Source organism: Flavobacterium sp., assembly GCF_043780635.1.
Lineage (GTDB): Bacteria > Bacteroidota > Bacteroidia > Flavobacteriales > Flavobacteriaceae > Flavobacterium.
Genome location: NZ_JAYWCK010000032.1, coordinates 17692 through 41580, shown reverse-complemented (window position 1 = coordinate 41580; position 23889 = coordinate 17692). Strand labels below are relative to the sequence as shown.

Here is a 23889-nt window from a genome sequence, read left to right as displayed (position 1 = left end):
AATTTATCGTGAAATAGAAACTATTGATAAAAAAACAAAAGAGTTGAAGGAATTGGTTGATGATAAAGGAAAAGTCATTCTGAAAGAATTTGAAACCACTTGGGCCAGTTATCAACCCGATCTCAAGAATATTATTTCATTGTCAATGAAGAATAAAGTTGAGGAAGCAACTGAAATTTCTACTAATAATGGTTTGAAAGTAAGAGATAAGGCAAGAAGTCAGCTAAAGAGGCTCATTGATAAGAATCAATTGAGCATGGAAAATGCTAAAATAGAAAATAACGCAAGTTATAATAGTGCCTTGAGTTTAATTATCTATTTAATTATCGCAAGCATCCTACTAGCAATTATCATTTCCTACTGGATTATTCAAAGTATTACCCAACGAATTTCATTAATAGCAAAAGAAGCTGAAAAAATTGCCAGTCGTGAGTTTTCAAATGAAAAATTGGAAGACCATACAAATGATGAATTAAAACCTATATTCAATTCACTTGTGAGTGTAAATGAAAGTTTTAAGGAGATTACAGAAAATGCAAATAATGTTGCTTCCGGCGATTATACAGTTAGCCTGACTCCCCGTTCAGACAAGGATATTTTGGGCAATGCTTTAAATAAAATGACACGATCATTACATGAAACTACTGAAGCAAATAAAAAACACAATTGGCTTGCAGTAGGTCAAAATCAACTCAACGAAAAATTAAGTGGAGACCAAAGCATAGAAGAACTGGCCAGCAACGCAATTAGTTTTTTATGTACTTACCTGAATGCAAACATTGGAACTGTTTATCAGTTGAATGATAAAGACAAGACACTAGTGCTTTGCGGACAATATGCTTTTTCGTCGCCAGAAAATACAAAAGAAAAATTTGCACTTAATGAAGGATTGATAGGCCAGGCAGCAACTGAAAAAAAACAAATTTCTTTAACAGATATAACTGATGAACAAATACGCATCACTTCATCCGTTCTGAATACTAAACCAAAGCATTTAATCATTACTCCCTTTTTGTTTGAAGGCAAAACAGTGGGCGTAATAGAAATAGGCAGCATTACAGATTTCAACGAAACAGAAAAAGAATTTATCACTATTTCAATGAACAGTATTGGTATTAGTGTTAATTCGGCCATTTCCAGAAAACAGATACAGGAATTACTCGAAGAAACACAGGTTCAGACCGAAGAACTTCAAACCCAGCAGGAAGAGTTGAGACAAATGAACGAAGAACTGGAAGAACAAACTCAAAATCTGAAACAGCAGCAGGAAGAATTGCAAATGACCAATGAAGAATTAGAAGAGCAAACCCAATCATTGGAAGAAAAAAATAAGGAAGTAGAAGCTTCAAAAAACGACATTGAACAGAAAACAAAACAACTGGAAATAAGCAGCAAGTATAAATCTGAATTCCTTGCAAACATGTCGCATGAGTTACGAACACCGCTGAATAGTTTACTCATCCTATCGAAAGATTTATCTGAAAACAGAAAGAAAAACCTGGATGCTATCCAAGTTGAAAGTGCCGAAATAATTTATAAAAGTGGTCACGATTTGCTGATATTAATTAATGAAGTTCTTGACCTCTCCAAGATTGAGGCAGGAAAAATGTCAATAAATATTGAACGAGTATCATTGAAAATTTTTACTGAAGACCTCATTCGCAATTTTAAACATCACGCAGAACAAAAAGGATTGGAGCTCACGGCAAAATTAGATACAGAATTACCTGAATTTATCCACACAGATTCACAACGTTTGAGCCAGATATTAAAAAATCTAATTTCCAATGCTATTAAATTTACCGAAAAAGGAAGCGTAAGTATAAGTATCAACAAATACACGGAAAGCACAGTGATTATCTCTATTGCCGATACTGGTATTGGAATACAGGAAGACAAACAAATGGCCATATTTGAAGCTTTTCAACAGGCCGAAGGGGGTACTTCCAGAAAGTATGGCGGTACCGGTTTAGGGCTTTCGATTTCACGTGAACTCGCCAAATTATTGGGGGCTGAAATTAAGTTGAGCAGCAAGATTAATGAAGGCTCTTCATTTTCTCTAATTATTCCGCTAGAAATCTATCCTGAAGAGGAAACTCTCTCCACAAACACAGTACAAGAATCTGTTCTGTTAAAATCAACCGACGAAAACAGATTGCTATATCTAAATTATCCCACGATAGAAGATGACAGAAATACAATAACCAAGGATGATAAAGTAATACTCATTATAGAAGACGACCTGATTTTTGCCTCTATACTTTTGAAACAAGCCCACACCAAAGGATTTAAATGTTTATCCGCATCAAGCGGAGAAGATGGTTTATTGCTAGCTTCAAAATACAAACCAACAGCCATTATTCTCGATATGGGATTGCCAGGCATTAATGGACATGATGTATTGTTTGAATTAAAAGTAAATCCATCGATACGGCATATTCCAGTTCATATTATTTCAGCAAATGAACGTTCGTTAAACTTAATCAAAGAAGGAGCTATAGAATATTTGATGAAACCCATTAGCAAAAAAGATTTGGAAGAAGCCTACGGCAAAATTGAAAAATTTGTCAATAAAAAAATGAAAAACCTACTCATCATAGAAGACAATGAAAATTCCAGGAAAGCACTGCGTATTCTTATTGGGAATGGTGATGTAAAATGTTTAGAAGCAGGAACTGGAAAAGAAGCTTTGGCCATCTATGAGCAGCATGACATTGATTGCATCATATTGGATATTGGTTTACCTGACATGAGCGGGTTTGATCTTATCCATAAATTAGAGCATGTAAAAGGCCATAACATTCCGCCTATAATTATCTATACCGGCAAGGAACTTACCAAAGAAGAAAACAAAGAACTTGAGAAATATGCCGAAACCATTATTATAAAGGGAATAAAATCTGAAGAACGATTGCTGGACGAAACAGCGCTTTTCCTTCACAGGACCGTAAGCAATTTACCAGAATCAAAGCAAGCAATTATAAATAATTTGTACGATAAAGAATCAGTATTTCATTCAAAAAAAATATTGTTGGTCGATGATGATGAGCGAAATGTATTTGCCTTAACTAAAATATTACAAGAACGCGGAATGGAAATAATAAAAGCAGAAAATGGTAAAGTAGCTCTGGAGATGTTGGATATTCATCCTGGCATTGATATGGTATTGATGGATATTATGATGCCAGAAATGGACGGTTACGAAGCAATGAAGCGAATCCGATCCCAAGCAAAGTTCAAGAGAATGCCTATTATTGCCCTAACGGCAAAAGCCATGAAAGATGATAAACAAAAATGCATTGATGCAGGTGCCAATGATTACATCGCTAAACCTATTGATGTAGAGCGTATGTTATCATTGATGCGTGTATGGTTAAGTAAATAAAAAATAAATTAAACTATTTTACAATGGAAATGAAAAAAAATAGCCCAGTTAAAATATTAATGGTAGACGATAGAACGGAAAATTTATTTGCTTTAGAAGTAATTCTTTCTGACGAAAATTATGTGTGCGTAAGAGCAAGTTCAGGCGAAGAAGCATTAAAAATTATTTTGAGCGAACAAGATTTTGCCATCATATTAATGGACGTGCAAATGCCTAGGATGGATGGATTTGAAACAGTAGAATTAATTCGCCAAAACCAAAAACTTCATGATATTCCGATTATTTTTTTAACTGCCAGTATGGATAATTCTGTTCAAATATTCAAAGGGTATTTGGCTGGTGCAGTCGATTATATGATTAAACCATTTTCTCCTGCAATACTAAAAGCAAAAGTTTCTGTCTTTGTGGATTTGTATAGAAAAAATCAAGAATTATTGCTTCAAAAGGAGGAAATGGAGCAGCTTGTCCAAGATATAACAACTCAAAGGCAAATAGAAATTGAACTAATTGAAGGAAAAAGTAATGCAGAAAAAGCTACACAAAAGGCCGAAGAGTCCGCTAATTTAAAAGGCGCATTTCTTGCCAACATGAGCCACGAAATTCGTACACCCGTAAACTCCATCATTGGATTTTCGGATTTATTATTCAAAAGTAAACTGGAAGATCAGGAAAAAGAATATGTGAAAACAATAAAATCAGCAGGTGAAAATCTTTTGACTATCATTGACGATATACTTGACATGTCAAAGATTGAAGCAGGCATGATGATTTTCGAAAAAAATAATTTTAGCGTTAAAGAAGCTTTTAAATCACTCAATATAATATTGATGGAAAAGGCGAAAGAAAAAAATCTTGAATTAGTATTCACTTGCGATAATGACGTTCCTGATGTTTTGCTTGGAGACCGTAGGCGACTTTCTCAAATCATCATCAACCTTACGGGAAATGCAATTAAGTTCACAGAAAAAGGAAAAGTAGAGGTGCATGCAAAAGTTCAGGATTTGAAAGACGAAAATATTTTTATTGAATTCTCAGTTAAAGATACAGGCATAGGAATATCCCAAAATAAAATTGAGCATATTTTTGAGCGATTCTGGCAAGGAGAATCTAATGCCATAAGAGAATACGGAGGAACAGGACTTGGGTTGAGTATCGCAAAACAGTTGGTAGAACTTCAGGGTGGCACTTTGTCTATTGAAAGCGAATTAAAGAAGGGATCTGTTTTTTCCTTTTGTATTCCCTACAATAAATCAATGCAAATTAATACGACACCTACAATCGTAAACGAAAATAATATAAAAAAGACCTGGTCAAATTAAAATGTTGCTAGTTGCAGATAACCCTTTACGTGTAAAACTGATTTATAATTCCCAATGTTAAATTTAGCACTGAACCCGCTTTTTTGTAAAAACCCTCTTGTGCGTAGTTCTTTTTGAAGGCTACCCCCCTTTTCTGTCAAAGTGTAAATTAGAGTTTTGGGCTCTTTTTTCCATAACCAAAAAGCCAGCCTATAAAAGCTCCTGCAACTGCATAGTTTACAGCAGAAACAAATACATGAACTCCAACTGCTTTGATGCTGGGAGAAAGAGTGATTGCATAAGTAACCAAAAAATTACCCAAACCTATCAATAAGCCGATAACAAATCCTGTACTTACCCCTTTTTTGAGAGTAGAAATATTTGCTTTTATAAAAAAATAAACGAGCAAAACTCCAGAGAACAAATTCCCTAATACTAATGCCCACCAGACCATTGTATCAGGATTGGTAACTGGCCCACCATTTTCGGCAAAGAAATCTTTCAGTAAAACACCAATAAATAAAAATCCAAGAAAGAATTTAATTATTCCACCTACAAAGCTTCCGAGAACAAATTTTTGTATATTCATAATAGTTGATTTAGAATTACGCAGAACTTGCTTATAGGTCTGACAAAATCATTCCAATCTAAGCGATTTTGGGTAGATAAGTATGACAAACCTCAACCTTTTTGATAGTGCTAATATATAAATTATCAAATGATTTTTCGACTCTTTGTATTACTAATTTAAGCAATATTCTCTAATCCACCAGGAAAGGGTCTATAAGCATAATAATGCAAGACTTCTTCGATCGCAATTTTTATTGCTTCATTTATAGGAAGCATTGTTGTCGCTAGTCTGTAATCAATTTGGGATAACTGCATGTAATAATCGGTAAAAATAGGCACGTAAAGTCCTTTGCTAATGGCTTCTTCGGTGTTGTTGAAGTTTTCGAGTTGGTTTTCTTTAATTATTTTGCAGGTGGCTAATCGCAATTCGCCGTATTTGTCTCTACTGGCGGCATAACCAAAAAGGCGACATATTAATCCACGATAGCGATAGTTGCTACAGCTTCCGTTGTGCTGTTCTAAAAGGGATAGGGGTTGATATAAATGGCAAGTGGTAATCGAGGAGTTGTCTAATTCTACTAACATTTCTTCGGCTTTGCCATTTAAAAATAAATGCAATGCCCAAGGTAAAAATTCTAAAGGCGATGCATCAATGTCGGGTTTGGAACAGCACTTGCCACAGCCGGCGAGACAATGTAAACTGGTTTCGGATTTGAAAGCAGTAATTTCATTTTCAAGTCGGTCAAATAATTCTTCAACCTGCCGAACCTTAAGTTCTATCGCCATTTTTTTTGGTAAGGTAGGCTATTATAAATGGCTAGTAGTATAAAGTAGTTTTACTTACGATTTAATGCGAAGTTTTTACTTTTTGTAGCTAAAAGTAGAGTTAAGTATATTAAACAATTTTTCTAAATCTTTTTCTCCGATCCTCTTATTTTTGTTTGTAAACTTCTATTTTTTCTACAGAAAGTCTTTGTTGTAACCACAAGCTTATTTTTTGTTTTGAAGCTTCTGGTAGTTCTTTTTTGCTTTGGTAAATTAGAATAGGAATTGTTTTTACACTATCAGTGTTTTTATTAAAAGTATGATTGGAAATAGATAAATTATCGATTTCAGGAAATATTATTTTTACTTCAGATAATATTGCTTTGTTATCGTATTGGTCGAACAAGAATTTATTTTCTAACCTAGCAATTATAAGATCTTTTTCATTTATTCCGGTTTTTCCAAAATTTATTTCGTTGAGAATATATCTTTTTATATCAGTTGTATCCTGCCTGATTTGTAATTTGGTGTTAAGAATATTATAGTCTATTAATTTCTTATTCAAAACTTTTATTTCTGCCACAGTAAATTTTTTGGTTAAAAATCCGAGATCTAATTTTTTCGGATTGGTATTCAATGTTGATTTTTTAAAAAGGAGTGTGTACCCTTTATTTTTAAATTCATTAGTAACAAATAGTTCAATATTCTGTTCGTAATTTTTTTGCTCCCTAAGCTTGTATGCAAAATAAATACTAGGTAATATCAATACTAAAATTAAGGCAGTTATTGTATATTTTACCCTCTTTTCATGTTGTTTATCTAATTGTTTTGTGGGTGGATATTTTAAATATTTGACCATAAAAAAAGTTGCAATACAAATAAAAACACAGTTAATTGTGTATAAAAATATTGCTCCAAAGAAAAATTTTAAATTACCTATTGCTAGTCCGTATCCTGCAGTACATAAGGGAGGCATCAAGGCTGTGGCAATTGCAACACCCGGTATTGGATTTCCTTTTTCGACTCTGGTTACGGCAATTACGCCAACAAGTCCGCCAAAAAACGCAATTAAAATGTCGTATATATTTGGGGAAGTTCGGGCTAATAATTCGGATTGAGGTTCCTTAAATGGGCTTAAATAGAAATAAATTGTTGACACTAATAAACTCACAATTGTAGCAATTGCTAGGCTTTTCAGAGATTTTTTGAACAGTTCAAAATCAAATATTCCCAAACTAAAACCGGCACCCAAAATTGGCCCCATAAGTGGAGAAATAAGCATTGCTCCGATGATTACAGCTGTTGAATTCATATTTAATCCAACAGATGCTATGACAATAGCACAAGCCAAAATCCATAAATTAGAACCCTTGAAAGAAATATTCGATATTACGTTTTCTAATACTTTTTTCTTATCTTCTTCTCCAGTATGAAGGTCTAGGAACCTTAGTAATTTATTTGTCATCGCTTTAATTATTTATACTGCTGTATTGTAAATGTCTCAAAAATCTTTCAACTTACTTTATATCAACATTTCCTTGTCCGTTTTTATAGTTACTATTTCCGGGTTCATTAAGCTATTGCTGATGGAAATATATTTTGGTAATTCATATTTAAAGAAGAATTTCATCGTTGCTATTTTGCTTTCATAAAAGGCAATACTTTGGTTTGTTGTCTCTCCGGTTTTCAAAGCTTTTTGCGAAATAGTTGCTTGTTTTAGCCATTGCCAGGCTATTGTAATTATTCCCGAAAGTTCCATAAACAAAGTGGCATCGGCTAAATATCTTTCAATTTCTCCTTGTTTTGCAAATTCTTGCAAATGAGACAAAGTGGTTTTATAAGTTTCCATTGCCAAAGCCAATTTATCGGAATATGGATGAAGTTCATCGAAATCTTTAGAAGCAATGATAGTTTGCATTATTTCATCCACCAACAATTGAAAGGCTTTTCCGTTTTGCATTGGAATCTTTCTCCCTAATAAATCCAATGATTGAATGCCAGAAGTGCCTTCGTAAATTGACATAATTCGAATGTCACGGTAATATTGCTGTAAATCAAAATCCATGGTAAAACCATAACCTCCTAAAACCTGCAAAGCATTGCTCACTGATGTAATTCCTGCATCTGAAGGATATGTTTTTACGATAGGAGTTAAAATTTCTAAGAGCAAATACATTTTTTCTTTTTCGTCTCCTTCAGTTGCTTTTTCCAAGTCAAAATATTTCAAACATTCATAAATCAAACTCAATGAACCTTCGACTATTGCTTTTTGTTGAAATAACATTCGGCGAACATCGGCGTGATTGATGATTAAAATTTGTTCTTGTGCCAAATCTTTACTGGCAATAGGTCTGCCTTGTGGTCTTTCATTGGCATAATGCAAAGAAGCATAATAGGCCGCCGAAGCTACTGCGGCTGCAGTTTGTCCAACGGCAATTCGGGCGGAATTCATCATTTGGAACATATAAAACAAACCTTTATTAGCTTCGCCAACTAGGAAGCCTTTTGTGATTCCGCTTTCGCCAAAAACCAAATGCGTCGTGGCATAACCGCGTTGTCCCATTTTTTGGAAATCTCCGGCACAAACTACATTGTTGTATGTAAGGTTACCATTTTCGGGAATAAATTTTGGAATCACAAACAAAGAAATTCCTTTCGTACCAGCCGGAGCTCCTTTTATTCTTGCCAAAGTAAGATGAATAAAGTTGTCGCAAGCTTCGTGTTCGCCACCAGAAATAAATATTTTTTGCCCCACAATTTCATAATATCCACTTTCAGTTGGATTGGCAGCAGCTGTAATATCAGACAATGAACTTCCGGCTTGCGGTTCCGTAAGCGCCATTGTTCCTTGCCATTTTCCGGCAATCATATTGGGTACGTAGGTTTCATTTAGTGATTTGTCTCCAAAAGCTTCTATGAGTTCTAATGCGCCGGTAGAAAGTCCAATATAGCCCTGAGCACTACTATTTGCAGCTTCAAAAATAAGATGTCCAGCAGAATATAAGGTAAAAGGCAATTGCATTCCGCCTTGTTCCAATTCGGATGTGGCACTAAACCAACCAGCATCGGCGATAGCTTTAAAAATATTTTTCAGTTGCGGATGCGAATGGATTTTCCCATCTTTAAATACAACGGGTTTTTCATCCATTTCTTTAAAAAACGGAAACATTTCCTTGTCGGCGATGTCTTTTGCGGCATTAATCATCAAGTTTATTTCTTCGATACCACCAACGTGTTCATAACGTTTGTAGTTTAATAAATCTTGTATTTTATGCACTTCGTATAAAAGAAAACGAAGGTTTTCCATACTCATATATTGCTTTGTCATCACTCTTTGATTTTATTGGTTTAGTAATCGTTTAAAACTATTTTCTTTGGATTGTTTTATTAGATAGTATAACCGCCATCGGCAGTAATTACGGAACCGGTACAAAATGAAGAGGCATCTGAAGCCAGAAATAATGCCAATCCGGCAATATCAAGAGGTTCGGCAAGTTGTGGCAATGCTTGTTTTGCCAATACGTGTTTTAAAATCTTTTCATTCTCTACTAATGTTTGACTGAATTTTGTATTGATTAAGCCGGGACAAATTACGTTAGCTCTTATATTATCTGCGCCCCATTCTTTTGCCAAAACCTTCGTAAGGGCAATTAAAGTGGCTTTGCTTATGCTGTATAATCCCAAACCCTGTCCAGGCGATATTCCTTCAATACTGCTAATGTTGATTATGGAACCCGAACCTTTCTGTTTCATAAATGGATACGCCAGTTTGCATAATTCCATAGGACCTTTTACGTTCACTTCCATTATTTTGTCAAAAACGAGGTTGTCTGTTTCTACTATTGGACCAAAAGTGGGATTGATAGCTGCATTATTGACAACAATATCGATTCCTCCAAAATGTTTTACCGTTTGACTTACCATATTTTTTATTTGGTCGCTGTTTCCCATATGTGCGGCTATACCAATAGCTTCAATTCCTTCGGCTAAAAATTCTTTTGCAGTTTCATCCACAGCCTCTTGTTTGCGGCTAACAATTACGATTTTTGCGCCTTGCTGCCCCAAAGCTTTTGCAATGGCTTTGCCAATTCCTTTACTGGCACCAGTTATAATGGCTACTTTATTGTCGAGACGAAATTTATTGGAGATAGTCATAGATTGTTTTTGATAAAGTTAGGGAAAATATAGGGAGTAATTTGTTTGCAAAATATTCAATTCAAATATAGTTTATTTATTTCTCGTTTACTTTTATTTAATTTATATTCCATTGCTTTTTGGAATATATCATCTTCAAAAACAGTGTGAAATTGATGGGTTATTATCTTTTTTATTGTTGCATTTATACTTAAATTTGATGTAAATAAATGTGTTATGTCAAAATTATATTTTTTAAAGTTTAAAGTGATTTCCCAATTCATTTTTGTAATTATATTGATTTCTTCCTTTTCTGTTTCTTCTCAAACTTTTACCGACAGTAATTTACCAATTGTTATTATTACTACGGATTTGGATGTCAATAGTCAACCGCTCGAGATACTTGATGATCCCAGAATTTTGGCAAGTATGAAGGTAATCAAACACCCAGACGGAAGCCGAAATTATCTTTCGGATGCCAATACCGTTGCTTTTTTAAATTATAATGGCAGAATTAATATTGAAATTAGAGGTTCGTCTTCACAAGCATTGCCTAAGAAAGGCTACGGCTTAACTACATTAAAAACAGATAATATCAGTAATAATAATGTGAGTTTATTGGGAATGCCAAGTGAAAACGATTGGATTTTGAGCGGAATTGCATTCGACCCATCACTAATCAGAGATTATTTATCATATAATTTGTCCAGACAAATAGGAGAATATGCAACACGAACTGCTTATTGTGAATTAGTTATTAACGGGGAATATAGGGGATTGTATATATTGCAGGAAAAAGTAAAAGCAGGAACCTCTCGGGTTAATGTTTTGAAAATAGCAGCTACTGATATAACATCACCTAATATCACAGGTGGGTATATCACTAAAGCTGACAAAACTACCGGTGGTGATCCGATTGCCTGGACAATGAGTTCCTATGCAGGCTGGACTGATTATATTCACGAATTACCAAAACCAGCAGTTGTTACTGCAGAACAAAATGCCTACATATACAACCAATTTTTAAATTTGGAATCGAGTTCTAATGCAAATAACATCGATTTGATTTCAGGCTATTCTTCTGTTATTGATATTCCCTCATTTGTCGATTTTATGCTCATCAATGAGTTGGCTTCAAATGCTGATGGTTATCAATTCAGTACTTATTTTCATAAAGACAGAGCTGGTAAACTACGTGCTGGACCGATTTGGGATTTTAATTTAAGTTTTGGGAACGATTTGTTCTTATGGGGTTTTGATCGGAGTCATTATGATGTCTGGCAATTTGCGAATGGAGATAACGAAGGAGCTAAATTTTGGACAGATTTATATAATAATCCAACTTATAGATGCTATTTGTCTAAAAGGTGGAACGAACTTACTCAACCTGGGCAGCCTTTGAACTATAACAGCATTGTACAATATATTGATGAAACTATGGCTTTAATTAGCGAAGCTAAAGTAAGGGAAGAGCAAAAATGGACAACTGATGTTTATCCGGCTGTTCATTTTCCGCCAACTGAAATTAATGATATGAAAATATGGTTGTCAAATAGAATCTCTTGGATGACTAGCAATTTAGGCTCTTTTTCAGGATGTAATACTGTTTCCATTCCACAACTTGTTATTAATAAAATAAATTATAATCCACAAGGAGCAACATCTACTGAAAGTGATAATTTAGAGTTTGTAGAGATTAAAAACACAAGTAATACCACTGTTAATCTGACTGGAGTTTATTTTAAAGAATTAGGATTGAGTTATCAATTCCCTGCCTATTCATCGGTTATAGCGGGAGGAAGTATTTATTTAGCAAGTAATTTAGTTGCTTTTCAAACTAAATATGGAATTTCTGCTTTTGGACAGTTCACTAGAAACTTATCAAATAGTTCTCAAAAAGTTGTTCTAGCTGATGGTTTTGGTAATACGATTGATTCCGTAGAATATTTTGATGCATCACCTTGGCCAACAGCAGCCGATGGAGCAGGAAGTTATTTGCAATTACTTAGTACAGCATTGGACAATAATTTGGCCTCAAGTTGGATTGCATCATCAATTATTTCGTTATCAGCGACTTCGTTTGATGAGACTTCTACTATTGATATTTATCCAAATCCAGTAACTCATTTTTTAAATATTAACACAACCAAACCAATGAGTGGTATTAAGATTTTTGACGTTTCAGGAAAATTAATTTATGATTTAAAACAAAAATCGAGCAATATAAATACCGATTGGAGTAACTATTCTAGTGGTGTCTATTTCATTTCGATTTATGATGAAAACGGATTTGTTACTAAAAAAATAATTAAGGAATAATTTTACAACTATTTTTTTCTCTTTAAAAAAAATAAATTTTTAAGAAATATAAAAATTTATTATACCTTTGTTTATTAAATTTACAAAAATGATAAACAATGTTAAATCAGTTTTTAGTATAAAAGATCTGGAAAATCTTTCCGGAATTAAAGCACACACAATTCGAATTTGGGAAAAAAGATATAATATTCTTGAACCAATGCGGACAAATACTAATATAAGAACCTATGATTTATCTAATCTGCAAAAGCTTTTAAATGTTACTTTATTAAATTCTTACGGCTATAAGATTTCTAGGATTGCAGAATTAAATACAGATAAAATTTCACTTCTAGTTCGGGAAATAATATCTGATAAAAGTTCCAAAAATCATGCTTTAAATGCTTTTAAGGTAGCAATGATTAACTTTGATCAGGCTTTATTTTTTAATACGTATAACAATTTGCTTTCTGAAAAAACATTTCGAGAAGTTTTTTTTGAGATTATTATTCCGCTGATGAATGAAATAGGTTTGTTGTGGCAGTCCAATACGATTTCTCCCGCTCAGGAGCATTTTATTTCCTATTTGATTAAGCAAAAACTACTCATAAATACTGAAAAAGTTCAAATTTTAGAGCCTACAAGAAACGATAAAATCTTTGTTTTGTATCTCCCGGAAAATGAAATTCATGAACTGGGTTTAATGTATTTAAATTACGAAATTTTATTAAACGGTTACAAGACAATTTATCTTGGTGAAAGCGTTCCTATTGAAAGTTTAAAGGATATGAAAAATTATTTTGACAACATTGTTTACATTTCATATTTGACTGTTCAGCCTACAAAAGATGCTATTAATGATTATGTAAAAGAAATATCTACTGAAATTATTGATACTAATTCGCAGGTTTGGTTCCTCGGAAGAATGACGGAATTTATTGATAAAAAAAATCTTTTTGACAAAATTTCTATTTTTCATTCTATTTCTGACTTAGTTCAAGAATTATAATTTAATGTTAATATAGTTATTTTGTTTAACTTATTCGTATATTTGCTAAACAAATGAAAAATTCAATTACAATTATCGGTTCAGGGTTTTCGTCATTGTCAGCTTCTTGCTATTTGGCGAAGGAAGGTTTTGATGTTACCATTCTCGAAAAAAACAATACTGTTGGCGGAAGAGCCAGACAATTTGTTAAAGATGGTTTTACTTTTGATATTGGTCCTACTTGGTATTGGATGCCAGATGTTTTCGAGAAATTTTTTGCAGATTTCAACAAACATCCTTCTGATTACTACCATCTAGATAAGTTAAGTCCTGCTTATGAAGTCTATTTTGATACTTTAGATTCCATTCAAATTGCTGATAATTTACCCGATATTCTTGCTGTTTTTGAAAAAGAAGAAGTTGGAAGTGCCAAACATTTAGAATCATTTCTTGATAATGCTAAACATAACTATGATGTTGCAATTAAAGATTTGGTATATAAACCCGGAATTTCTATAACCGAATTAATTACTCCTGTTACAATAAAAAAAGCAAATCAGTTTTTTAGTACAATTAGAACTTCTGTCAGAAAAAAAATTAAGAACAATAGGTTACAGCAAATTATGGAATTTCCGGTTTTGTTTCTTGGTGCAAAACCCTCGAATACGCCTTCATTTTATAGTTTTATGAATTATGCTGATTTTGGTTTAGGAACTTGGCATCCAAAGGGAGGAATGTATGAAGTTGTTAAAGCGATGTATATTTTAGCAGCAGAATTGGGTGTAAAAATTCAAACCAATCAAAATGTTGAGAAAATAAATGTTGAAAATGGTGTTGTGAAAAGTGTTATTTCAAATGGAGTTACGATTGAATCCGATGTAGTTTTGAGTGGAGCTGATTATCATCATACCGAAACTTTATTGGATGAAAAGTATAGAGGATATTCTGAAAAATATTGGAATTCTAAAGTTTTTGCCCCATCTTCGCTTTTGTTTTATGTTGCTTTTGATAAAAAAATTGAAAATGTATCCCATCATACTTTGTTTTTTGACACTGATTTTGATGTTCATGCTAAAGATATTTATGACAATCCAAAATGGCCTGATAAACCATTATTCTACGCTAGCTTTCCGAGTAAAACCGATTCTATTGTTGCTCCTGAAGGCAAAGAAGCTGGGATATTTTTGATTCCAATTGCTCCTGGAATTAAAGATTCAGATGCAATAAGAGAAATATATTTCGAAAATATTATTAAAAGATTTGAAAAATTAACCAATCAAAAAGTAACAGAAAGTATAATATTTAAAGAAAGTTTCTGTGTCAATGATTTTGTAAAAGATTATAATTCATACAAAGGAAACGCATATGGATTAGCAAATATTCTTACACAGACTGCTTTTTTAAGGCCAAAAATTATTAGTAAAAAAGTAAAGAATTTATTTTTCACCGGACAACTAACTGTGCCTGGACCAGGAGTTCCTCCGTCAATAATTTCAGGAAAAATAGTTTCAGATTTGATAAAAAAACAATTTTCAAATAAGCAGTAAATATGAAAAAATTATTTGATGATGTATCGTTTAAGTGCAGTATTTTGGTAACTAAAAGTTACAGCACTTCATTTTCTTTGGCTGTTAAAATGCTTGCGCCAAGTATTAGAGACGCTATTTATAGTATATATGGTTTTGTGCGTTTCGCAGATGAAATTGTAGATTCTTTTCACGGGTTCGACAAAGAAACTTTGATAAATGATTTTGAAAATGAATACTATAAAGCTCAAAAGTTTGGTATTAGTTTAAATCCAATTTTAAATTCTTTTCAACAAACGGTTGTTAAATATAATATTTCAGACGATTTAATTCAGTCATTTTTGAAGAGTATGAAAATGGATTTGATAAAATCTGATTATCACAGCAAGCAGGAATATGATGAATATATTTATGGATCTGCTGATGTGGTGGGCTTAATGTGTCTAAAGGTTTTTGTTAACGGAAATGATGAAAAATATAGTGAATTGAAAGACGAGGCCATGCGATTAGGTTCTGCTTTTCAGAAAGTTAATTTTTTAAGAGATTTGAAAGATGATAATTTGGTTTTAAACCGAAATTATTTTCCAGGTGTCGATTTAAATTCTTTTGATGAGAAATCAAAACAAATGATTATTAAAGAAATTGAAGATGATTTTCTAATTGCTTTACAAGGAATTAAAAAATTACCTTTGGAAGCTAAATTCGGAGTTTACACGGCTTATGTTTATTATAAGAAGTTATTGAAGAAGCTTGAAAACACACCTTATTACGAAATTGGAAATTCAAGAATTCGAGTTTCAAATTATACTAAAGCACGATTGTTAACCAATTCTTTTGTAACTTACAAACTGAATTTGGTTTAATGAGCTTTTCTTTATATAAAACTAAAAACGTTTTAAAATGATATATTTCTTAATTTTTTTGGCTACCTATTTAGTTATGGAATGCATCACTTGGTGTACCCATAAATTTGTTATGCATGGTTTTTTATGGTACCTTCATGAAGATCATCACCAACCAAAATACGCAAATATTTTTGAGCGTAATGATGTTTTTTTTGTAATTTTTGCTATTCCCAGTATTTTGTTATTTTATTTTGGGGCAGATGCAGGTTTTGATTACAAGTTCTTCATTGGATTAGGAATTTTCGCTTATGGATTGAGCTATTTTCTGGTTCACGATGTGATGATACATCAACGTTTCAAGTTATTTAAAAATACCAAAAATAAATATTTGCTAGGTTTACGAAAAGGTCATAAAGTTCACCACAAGCATATGGGTAAAGAACATGGAGAATGTTTTGGGATGTTGTTTGTGCCTTTCAAATATTTTAAATTTTAATATGTCGTTATATTTAATATTAAATATAATGTCCTTTTTGATTCCATTTTTATATAGTTTCGAAAGCAGAATGAAGTATATAAAACGATGGAAATCTGTTTTTTCTTCTATTCTCATAACGGCAGTTTTCTTTATTATTTGGGATATTTTCTTCACTAAGATTGGAGTATGGAGTTTTAATCCACGTTATCATTCTGGAATTGAATTCTTTGGTTTGCCTATTGAAGAATGGCTATTTTTTATTTGCATTCCGTATGCCAGCCTCTTTATTCATTTTGCTTTTCACTATTTTTATCCAAAGGTTTCTTTATCAGACAAAACTGTGAAAGTTATTTATTGGCTTCTGGTGATAATCCTTTTGCCAACTATTATTTTTCATTATGATAGATGGTATACTGCATTGAATTATAGCTTATTAGTATTAGTTTTGACTTATACTGTTTTCAAGGTTCCCAATATTTTGAACACCTTTTTTATTACTTTTCTTATCATATTAATTCCATTTGCATTAGTCAACGGAATTCTCACCGGCAGTTTTATTGATGAGCCGGTCGTGATATATAATAATGCCGAAAATTTAGGAATTAGACTTGGAACGATACCAATAGAAGATATAGGTTATGCTTTTTCGATGTTGCTGATGAGTTTAGTTTTGATAAAAAAAATAGAAAATAATTAAAAATGAAAGTATACACAAAAGAAACGGTTCAATATGTAAATGCGAGTGTCGAGGAATGTTGGGCTTTTTTTTCGAGTCCAAGAAATTTGCAGAAAATCACTCCGGAAACTATGGGTTTCCAAATTACGGATTTTGACAATAAAGCGATGTATGCCGGCCAAATTATTCAGTACACGGTGTCACCTCTTTTGGGTTTAAAACTTGGATGGATGACGGAAATTACTTTCGTTAAAGAGAACAGTTATTTTATCGACGAACAACGTTTTGGGCCTTATGCTTTATGGCATCACAAACACTTTTTTGAACCAACCGAAAACGGCACAAAAATGACAGATTTAGTTCATTATGCTTTGCCATTAGGATTTATTGGAAGAATTATGAATACGCTTGTCGTAAAAAATAAGTTGAAAGAAATCTTCGATTACCGATGTGTAAAAGTAGATGAAATGTTTAATTCCAAATAATGAACAAACAAGAAATTGCTTTTTTTTGGTTCAGGAGAGATTTACGATTAGAAGATAACGTGGGTCTCTTTTTTGCTTTGGAATCTAAATATCCAGTAATTCCCTTGTTTATTTTCGATGAAGCTATTTTAGAAAGCTTGCCAAAAAATGATGCCAGAGTTGGGTTTATTCACGAGTCTCTTTCGAAAATTAATTCTCAATTAAAGGAAATGGGAAATTCTCTTTTGGTAAAAAAGGGAAAAACTCAAGAAGTTTGGCAAACACTAATTCAGGAATATGATGTTAAAGAAGTTTTCTTTAACAAAGATTATGAGCCTTATGCCATCAAAAGGGATTTGGCCATTTGTGAATTATTGGAAGCCAATAAAACAGCACAATTTTCTTTTAAAGATCAGGTGATTTTTGAAGAAATGGAAATCACAAAAGCTGATGGACTGCCATATACAGTTTATACTCCTTATAAAAATAAATGGCTGGAGAAATACAATTCAATGGCTCCGGTTCCAGAATACGATACTTCCGAAAAGATCTCCAATTTCTATAAAAACAATTTTATTTTTCCAACATTAGAACAAATAGGATTCGAGGAAAGTTCCATAAAAGTGATTCCGCATAATTTAAAAAATGTTTCCAATTATCACGAAACACGTGATTTTCCAGCTTTGGATAGTACAACTCATCTTTCGCCACATTTGCGTTTTGGAACGGTTAGTATTCGGAAATTAGTTAATTGGGCTGCACATAAAAACCAGGTTTTTTTAAGTGAACTGATTTGGAGAGAATTTTTTATGCAAATATTGTTCAGTTTTCCAAAAGTGGTTACGCACAATTTCAAATCAGCTTATGACGGAATCCAATGGAGGAATAACGAGGAAGATTTTAAGAGATGGTGTTCCGGAACCACAGGATATCCGATGGTTGATGCCGGAATGCGTGAATTGAATGAAACTGGTTATATGCACAACAGAGTGCGTATGGTTGCTTCAAGTTTTCTGTGTAAGCATTTATTAATCAATTGGCAATGGGGAGAAGCTTATTTTGCCGAAAAATTATTGGATTTTGAATTGTCTGCCAATGTCGGAAACTGGCAATGGGCAGCTGGGACTGGTTGTGATGCGGCACCTTATTTCAGAGTTTTCAATCCCGAAATTCAACTTAAGAAATTTGATGAAAAAGGAATTTACATCCGGAAATGGATTCCTGAATTTGATTTAGGATATGGTGAGCCAATGGTGGATCACGCATTTGCGAGAGACCGTGCTATTGCCACTTATAAAGCAGGAATTTTGAAATAAATTATTTAATTAGTTTATTCAACATACCTTTAAAAATAAATCCGTGAAATGGCAAAACGGAATACCAGTATAGTTTTCCCCATATGCCTTTTGGTCTGAATGTCGCGGATTGATACAAGATGTTATGAATGATTTTGAATTCTAGCCAGGCCTCACCAGGCAATTTCATTTCGGCATATAAAACTAATTTTCCTTCTTTTTTATTTGCATATAAAACGCGCCAAAAATCCAATGCGTCTCCCGGATGAATGTCATGTTTGTTAGTCCTGCCTCTTCGGGAACCCACACCACCAAATAATTGATCTATGAAACCGCGAAAATTCCACAACCAATCTCCATAATACCAACCCGTTTCCCCGCCAATTGACCAAATTCTATCTAAGGTGAAATCTAGGTTTTCTATTTTTTTCTTTCTTCTGTCGATATAACAGTTTTTCTTTGGAACCTTTAAAAATTCAGAAATATTGTTCCTGAATCTCCCACTAACTAGTGAATCTTTCCAGCTGGATGCTACTTTATCTTCATCCACTTTTATCAAGGCTCTGGATAAAGCTTGTTCATAGGACATGGGTTTTACACCCAATATATCATTGATTTTGTTGTCTCTGCAGATTACTTCCACTTTCATACTGCTGACTAATGCGGAGGCTAATTTGTATGAAGTTGAGGTTACAAAATACAGCCAATAGGATGATAATTTGGGTGTCATTATTGGAACCGTATAGATCCATCGTTTTAATTTTTTTGCTTTGGCAAAACCCAAAAGCATTTCTTTATAGGTTAGAATATCCGGACCACCAATGTCGAAACTCTTGTTATAAGTAAGGGGATTCAAGAGTGATTTTGATAAAAATTCCAGAACATCGGGTATGGCTATGGGCTGGCATTTTGTGTTAAGCCATTTTGGAGTAATCATAATCGGGAGTTTATTGACTAAATCCCGGATAATTTCGAAAGAAGCGCTACCAGAGCCCACAATGATTCCAGCTCTCAAAGTTGTTATGGCAAAATTTCCTTTGTGTAAAACATCCTCCACTTTTTTCCTAGAGGACAAATGTTTTGAAAGTGATTTATCGTTTACAATACCGCTTAAATAAATAACTTGTTTCGCGAATGTTTTGTCAATGTAATTAACAAAATTTTCTGCAGAAGCTTTTTCTAATTCATCATAATTATCGTCGGATCCTGACATGGAATGTATCAGATAATAGGCGGCTTCAATGTCGTTTGGTATGGCTGTTAATGTTTCTGGTTTCAGAAAATCAACTTCAATAACTTTGATGTTTTTCAAAAATTCTTTCGGAGTATAGAACCTGTTTTTGTCTCTTACACAACAAATAATTTCGTGGTCCTGGGAAACTAAAATAGGCAAAAGCCGCTTCCCAATATAACCTGTTGCACCTGTTAAGAGAATTTTCATAGGATCTATTTATTAAGCAAAATTAACTTAATTTATTGGAAACTAAACTAATAAACTCTTTTCTTGTTTTGTCTTTTTCGAAAGCACCGGTAAAAGACGAAGTTGTAGTAACTGAATTTTGTTTTTGAATGCCACGCATACACATACACATATGTTGTGCTTCAATAACTACTGCAACTCCTAATGGATTTAGTGCAGCTTGAATGCAATCTTTTATCTGATCTGTCAGTCTTTCCTGAACCTGCATTCTTCTGGAAAAAGCATCAACTACTCTTGGAATTTTACTCAAACCAACAATTTTCCCATTTGGAATATACGCTATATGTGCTTTTCCAAAAAAAGGTAACATATGATGTTCACACATTGAGTATACTTCGATATCTTTAACGACAATCATTTGTTTGTGATCCTCTGTAAATAGAGCCGATTTTAGAATTTCTAAAGGATCCAATCCATAACCATGAGTTAAATACTGCATTGCTTTTGCAGCTCTTTCTGGAGTTTTTTCAAGACCTTCTCTGTAGATATTTTCGCCTAGATTTTCTATAATTGATTTATAATTTTCAGCTATTATTGCAGTTGTTTCAGTATCGTATTTTTCGATTTTCTCGTAACCTTTTATTTGTTTTGCTATCATTTTTATTTTATATTTATGTCTGTATTAAAAGTAGGCTTAATTGTTTTTTTACATTTTGAAAGTGACTATACCATAGTCCATTTCGAAAATCTGTCCCGAGATTGATTTTGCATTTTCCGAAATTAGGAAGTTCGCCATATTAGCCACTTCTTCAGGTTTTAAATAACTTTTCATTGGGTGACGTTCTATCATATTTTCTTTCATTCTGTCATTTCGTAAAATCCCTGCCGAAAGGGAGGTTTCGGTGATAGTAGGAGCAATGGCATTGATACGAACAACCGATGCTAATTCTGCACCAAGGGATTTTACCAATCCTTCAACACCTGCTTTTGCTGTTGCAATACTGGCGTGAAAAGGCATTCCTAATTTTGCGGCTACGGTACTGAATAGAACAATCGATGGATCTATTCCTTTCTTCAATACAGGTAAATATTTCTGAATTGTTTTTACGGCGCCAATGACGTTAATTTCAAAATCTTTTCTGAAATCGTCGATACTTAAACTTCCAATAGGTTTTAAATTAATAGAACCCGGACAATAAATCAAGGTGTCAATATTTTCAATGTCGGGAAGATTGTCCTGCAAGATATCCATAGCATAATGTTTTAGGTTAGGATGTGAAATATCCGGAGCATTTCTACTAATGTTGTAAACTAAGTTCGTTTCCAATTGTTGCAACAAAATGGCATTTCCAATTCCTTTGCTGCCTCCAATTATTACTATGTTTTTCATGTTTATATTTTAATTATCTCTTCGAAATTTTGTTGTTGTTGATTTGTCTTTGCATGCTGCATTTGAATCGTCCTTCTCTAAAAGTCCTTAATTTTTCGTGTTTTGTTTTTCGGCCTTGCATTCTTTCACGCCACATTTTAAAACTGGAAGATTTCATTTCAATTCGCATTAAATTGATAACTTCTTGTTCTTTTAATCCAAATTGTAACAAAATCGCATCGAATGTGGTTCGGTCTTCCCAAGCCATTTCAATAATTCTGTCTTTATCAATGTAGGAGAGCTCTTTTTTCAAGATTAATATTTTAGATACTCATTCACCACAATTTTTGCTTTCAAATCAAACATCAAATTGTATAAACCAAAAAATGTTCTATTCATATAGATAAAATGTTTAGATCCACGATTACCATTCATTTTTCTGAGATTGGTATCTTTAGAAAAACGTTCTCCTAATTGCGCTATACTTTCAAAAAAAGCTGCGTCAGCAAAATCAAAATTTTCCGATTGAAATGGTTTGGTAAATAGCGACAATAAATCATAAAACATTTGGGTGAAATATTCGATTTCTTCTTTGGAATCATCCTCTCTAAGAATCTCCAATTCGAATAGTTTTTCTCCAAATAATTTTTTGTTATCTATGACTTCTTTGTTTATCAACTCAAAATATGGAATGTAGAATTCGTTTGGAATTTCTTTCATACAACCGAAATCCAATGCAACCAATTGATTTTTTGGATTTACAAGGAAATTTCCCGGATGCGGATCCGCATGAACTTTTCTTAAAATGTGAATTTGATACATATAGAAATCCCACAATGCCTGTCCAACAGTATTAGCGACTTCTTGATTAATATTTTTACTGGTAAACTCTGATAGATGGATTCCGGTCATCCAATCCATAGTGATAATTTTCTCAGAAGAATACTTTGGATAGTAGTTTGGAAAAACAAGATTATCAATTTTTTTGCAGGCTTCAACTACTTCTTGGCTTTGTTTTAATTCTAATAAATAATTGGTTTCTTCAATTAGTTTGTCTTCGACTTCCTTGAAATATTTATCAGAGTCTTTCCCCTGAAGATTAAACATTCTGATTGCAATGGGTTTTACCATAGCCAAATCTGATGAAATACTATTGGCAACACCAGGATATTGAATTTTTACGGCTAATTTTTTTCCGTTTTTCTTTGCTATATGAACTTGTCCGATACTGGCGGCATTAACAGAAAAGGCATCAAACTCGTCAAAGATTTCATAAGGTGTTTTGCCTAAATTAGCTTTGAAAGTTTTCAAAACCAAAGGAGCTGATAATGGAGGAACTGAGAATTGCGACAACGAAAATTTCTCCACATAAGCTTGTGGTAAAAAGCTCTTGTCCATGCTCAACATTTGCGCCACTTTCAGCGCACTTCCTTTTAGACTTTTCAGCCCGTCATAAATATCTTCGGCATTGTTTTCATTGAGTTTATCACGTGTCATTGTTGGATTAACCATTTTTTCACCGTAATATTTAATGTAATTTACGCCCACTTTTGCACCAGTTTGAACGAGTTTTGTTGCTCTTTCGATTTTTGAAGTAGGGATGTAGTCTATGGTTTTCATTATTTGTTATATATTTTTTCTTTAAAAATAAATTTTCCAAAATCGATTATGCTGTCTAGGGGTGCAATATTCATTAATTCGAAAGTTGCTTTTACAGATTTTTCAATATAGATGTCTGTTTTTTCAAACGCTGGTGATTCATCCTCCAGCCAGAATTTCATTGTCAACAAAAATTGAATCCAAGAGGTTTCCTGAATAGCTTTTTCTTGAAAATTTTGAAATTTTTCGTGTTGGGTTCTTACTTCATCTGTAATAATTTCGGTAATGTAGTTTTTGAATCCGATTCTTAGGTTCGAAAGTTGCATTAGATTTTTCAGTTGGTTTTGGTGTTCTTTCAAACTCATCACAACATAACTTCTATTGGCTGTCAATAATTCGAAAAATGTAAAGTAAAAACTTAGCATTTTGCTCTTCATATCATAGGTTTCGAAAGAAGGATCTTTTTGGATTAATTCTACTGTTTTTTCTAGAAACATCTTAAAAATTTCTTTTTCGACACTTTCGATGGTGCCAAAAAAAGTATAGAATTCCGCTTCGTCAAAACCATTTGTTTTGGTAAACAGATATACGGATTTTGGCTTGTCATTATTTTCCAAACGGTATTTCATATACATTGACACTATTTTGTCTTTTGTTATGCTTGATTTTTTTGTAGCCATTTTAATTTGTATTTATAATTAGGGCATAAAGGTACATAATGTTTAACGATATAATTAAAAAGTTAAACAAAAAGAAATGTTAATGTTTTGCATATCATT

At 33.0% G+C, this 23889-nt stretch carries 21 protein-coding genes; 10 read left to right on the top strand and 11 right to left on the bottom strand.

The window, feature by feature from the left end; translation table 11 throughout:
• The coding region (locus ACH2BV_RS03060) for a response regulator (protein ID WP_395049216.1) at positions 1-3385 on the top strand (3385 nt) is incomplete at its 5' end.
• Positions 3386-3414: 29 nt separating this feature from the next.
• Positions 3415-4704, top strand: coding sequence for an ATP-binding protein (locus ACH2BV_RS03055; RefSeq protein ID WP_395049215.1), 1290 nt, complete (start codon positions 3415-3417; stop codon positions 4702-4704).
• Positions 4705-4852: 148 nt separating this feature from the next.
• Here the strand turns inward: ACH2BV_RS03055 and ACH2BV_RS03050 are convergent, their stop codons facing one another.
• The 5 genes from ACH2BV_RS03050 to ACH2BV_RS03030 form a co-directional block, all read right to left on the bottom strand.
• Complete coding sequence (locus ACH2BV_RS03050; RefSeq protein ID WP_395049213.1) at positions 4853-5272, bottom strand: hypothetical protein; 420 nt, start codon at positions 5270-5272, stop codon at positions 4853-4855.
• A 158-nt stretch (positions 5273-5430) separates the two neighbouring features.
• On the bottom strand, positions 5431-6039 hold the full coding sequence (locus tag ACH2BV_RS03045; protein WP_395049212.1) for a YkgJ family cysteine cluster protein: 609 nt from the start codon (positions 6037-6039) through the stop codon (positions 5431-5433).
• 145 nt (positions 6040-6184) lie between these two features.
• A complete protein-coding gene (locus ACH2BV_RS03040) occupies positions 6185-7483 on the bottom strand; it encodes a TIGR00341 family protein (RefSeq protein WP_395049210.1) in 1299 nt (432 codons plus the stop codon).
• 57 nt (positions 7484-7540) lie between these two features.
• The gene (locus ACH2BV_RS03035; RefSeq protein ID WP_395049208.1) at positions 7541-9346 is read right to left on the bottom strand and encodes an acyl-CoA dehydrogenase; all 1806 of its coding nucleotides are present in this window, start codon (positions 9344-9346) and stop codon (positions 7541-7543) included.
• 59 nt (positions 9347-9405) lie between these two features.
• A complete protein-coding gene (locus tag ACH2BV_RS03030; protein ID WP_395049207.1) occupies positions 9406-10173 on the bottom strand; it encodes a glucose 1-dehydrogenase in 768 nt (255 codons plus the stop codon).
• Between the two features lie 216 nt (positions 10174-10389).
• On the opposite strand from ACH2BV_RS03030, the gene ACH2BV_RS03025 reads away from it, so the two are divergent.
• The 8 genes from ACH2BV_RS03025 to ACH2BV_RS02990 all read left to right on the top strand — a co-directional run bounded on the left by ACH2BV_RS03025 (position 10390) and on the right by ACH2BV_RS02990 (position 18743).
• Entirely contained in the window at positions 10390-12471 is a 2082-nt protein-coding gene (locus tag ACH2BV_RS03025) for a CotH kinase family protein (protein ID WP_395049206.1), read from the top strand.
• Positions 12472-12559: 88 nt separating this feature from the next.
• The gene (locus tag ACH2BV_RS03020) at positions 12560-13459 is read left to right on the top strand and encodes a MerR family transcriptional regulator (RefSeq protein ID WP_395049204.1); all 900 of its coding nucleotides are present in this window, start codon (positions 12560-12562) and stop codon (positions 13457-13459) included.
• Between the two features lie 53 nt (positions 13460-13512).
• Positions 13513-14985, top strand: a complete 1473-nt coding sequence (locus tag ACH2BV_RS03015; RefSeq protein WP_395049203.1) for a phytoene desaturase family protein — start codon at positions 13513-13515, stop codon at positions 14983-14985.
• Between the two features lie 2 nt (positions 14986-14987).
• Positions 14988-15827 carry a phytoene/squalene synthase family protein gene (locus tag ACH2BV_RS03010; protein ID WP_395049201.1) on the top strand — a complete coding sequence of 280 codons (840 nt, stop codon included), beginning with the start codon at positions 14988-14990 and terminating at the stop codon, positions 15825-15827.
• A gap of 37 nt (positions 15828-15864) precedes the next feature.
• Entirely contained in the window at positions 15865-16305 is a 441-nt protein-coding gene (locus ACH2BV_RS03005; protein WP_395049199.1) for a carotene hydroxylase, read from the top strand.
• Positions 16253-16984: a lycopene cyclase domain-containing protein gene (locus tag ACH2BV_RS03000; protein ID WP_395049198.1), complete on the top strand. Its 732-nt coding sequence runs from the start codon at positions 16253-16255 to the stop codon at positions 16982-16984. Before ACH2BV_RS03005 ends, ACH2BV_RS03000 begins: the two co-directional genes overlap by 53 nt.
• Before the next feature lie 2 nt (positions 16985-16986).
• Positions 16987-17448: a hypothetical protein gene (locus tag ACH2BV_RS02995; RefSeq protein WP_395049197.1), complete on the top strand. Its 462-nt coding sequence runs from the start codon at positions 16987-16989 to the stop codon at positions 17446-17448.
• Positions 17448-18743: a cryptochrome/photolyase family protein gene (locus ACH2BV_RS02990; protein WP_395049196.1), complete on the top strand. Its 1296-nt coding sequence runs from the start codon at positions 17448-17450 to the stop codon at positions 18741-18743. Before ACH2BV_RS02995 ends, ACH2BV_RS02990 begins: the two co-directional genes overlap by 1 nt.
• 1 nt (position 18744) lies before the next feature.
• Here ACH2BV_RS02990 and ACH2BV_RS02985 read toward each other — a convergent pair whose 3' ends face one another.
• Genes ACH2BV_RS02985 through ACH2BV_RS02960 form a run of 6 tightly spaced genes read right to left on the bottom strand, consistent with a single transcriptional unit; the run spans position 18745 to position 23790 of the window.
• Positions 18745-20163: an SDR family oxidoreductase gene (locus ACH2BV_RS02985; RefSeq protein ID WP_395049194.1), complete on the bottom strand. Its 1419-nt coding sequence runs from the start codon at positions 20161-20163 to the stop codon at positions 18745-18747.
• A gap of 22 nt (positions 20164-20185) precedes the next feature.
• Complete coding sequence (gene folE, locus ACH2BV_RS02980) at positions 20186-20800, bottom strand: GTP cyclohydrolase I FolE (protein WP_395049193.1); 615 nt, start codon at positions 20798-20800, stop codon at positions 20186-20188.
• 48 nt (positions 20801-20848) lie between these two features.
• Entirely contained in the window at positions 20849-21532 is a 684-nt protein-coding gene (locus ACH2BV_RS02975) for an SDR family NAD(P)-dependent oxidoreductase (RefSeq protein ID WP_395049191.1), read from the bottom strand.
• A gap of 13 nt (positions 21533-21545) precedes the next feature.
• Positions 21546-21824: a TIGR03643 family protein gene (locus ACH2BV_RS02970; RefSeq protein ID WP_395049190.1), complete on the bottom strand. Its 279-nt coding sequence runs from the start codon at positions 21822-21824 to the stop codon at positions 21546-21548.
• Between the two features lie 2 nt (positions 21825-21826).
• Positions 21827-23131, bottom strand: a complete 1305-nt coding sequence (locus ACH2BV_RS02965; protein ID WP_395049189.1) for an ABC1 kinase family protein — start codon at positions 23129-23131, stop codon at positions 21827-21829.
• Positions 23131-23790: a TetR family transcriptional regulator C-terminal domain-containing protein gene (locus ACH2BV_RS02960; RefSeq protein WP_395049188.1), complete on the bottom strand. Its 660-nt coding sequence runs from the start codon at positions 23788-23790 to the stop codon at positions 23131-23133. The genes ACH2BV_RS02965 and ACH2BV_RS02960 overlap by 1 nt, the downstream gene beginning before the upstream one ends.
• Between the last annotated feature and the right edge of the window lie 99 nt (positions 23791-23889).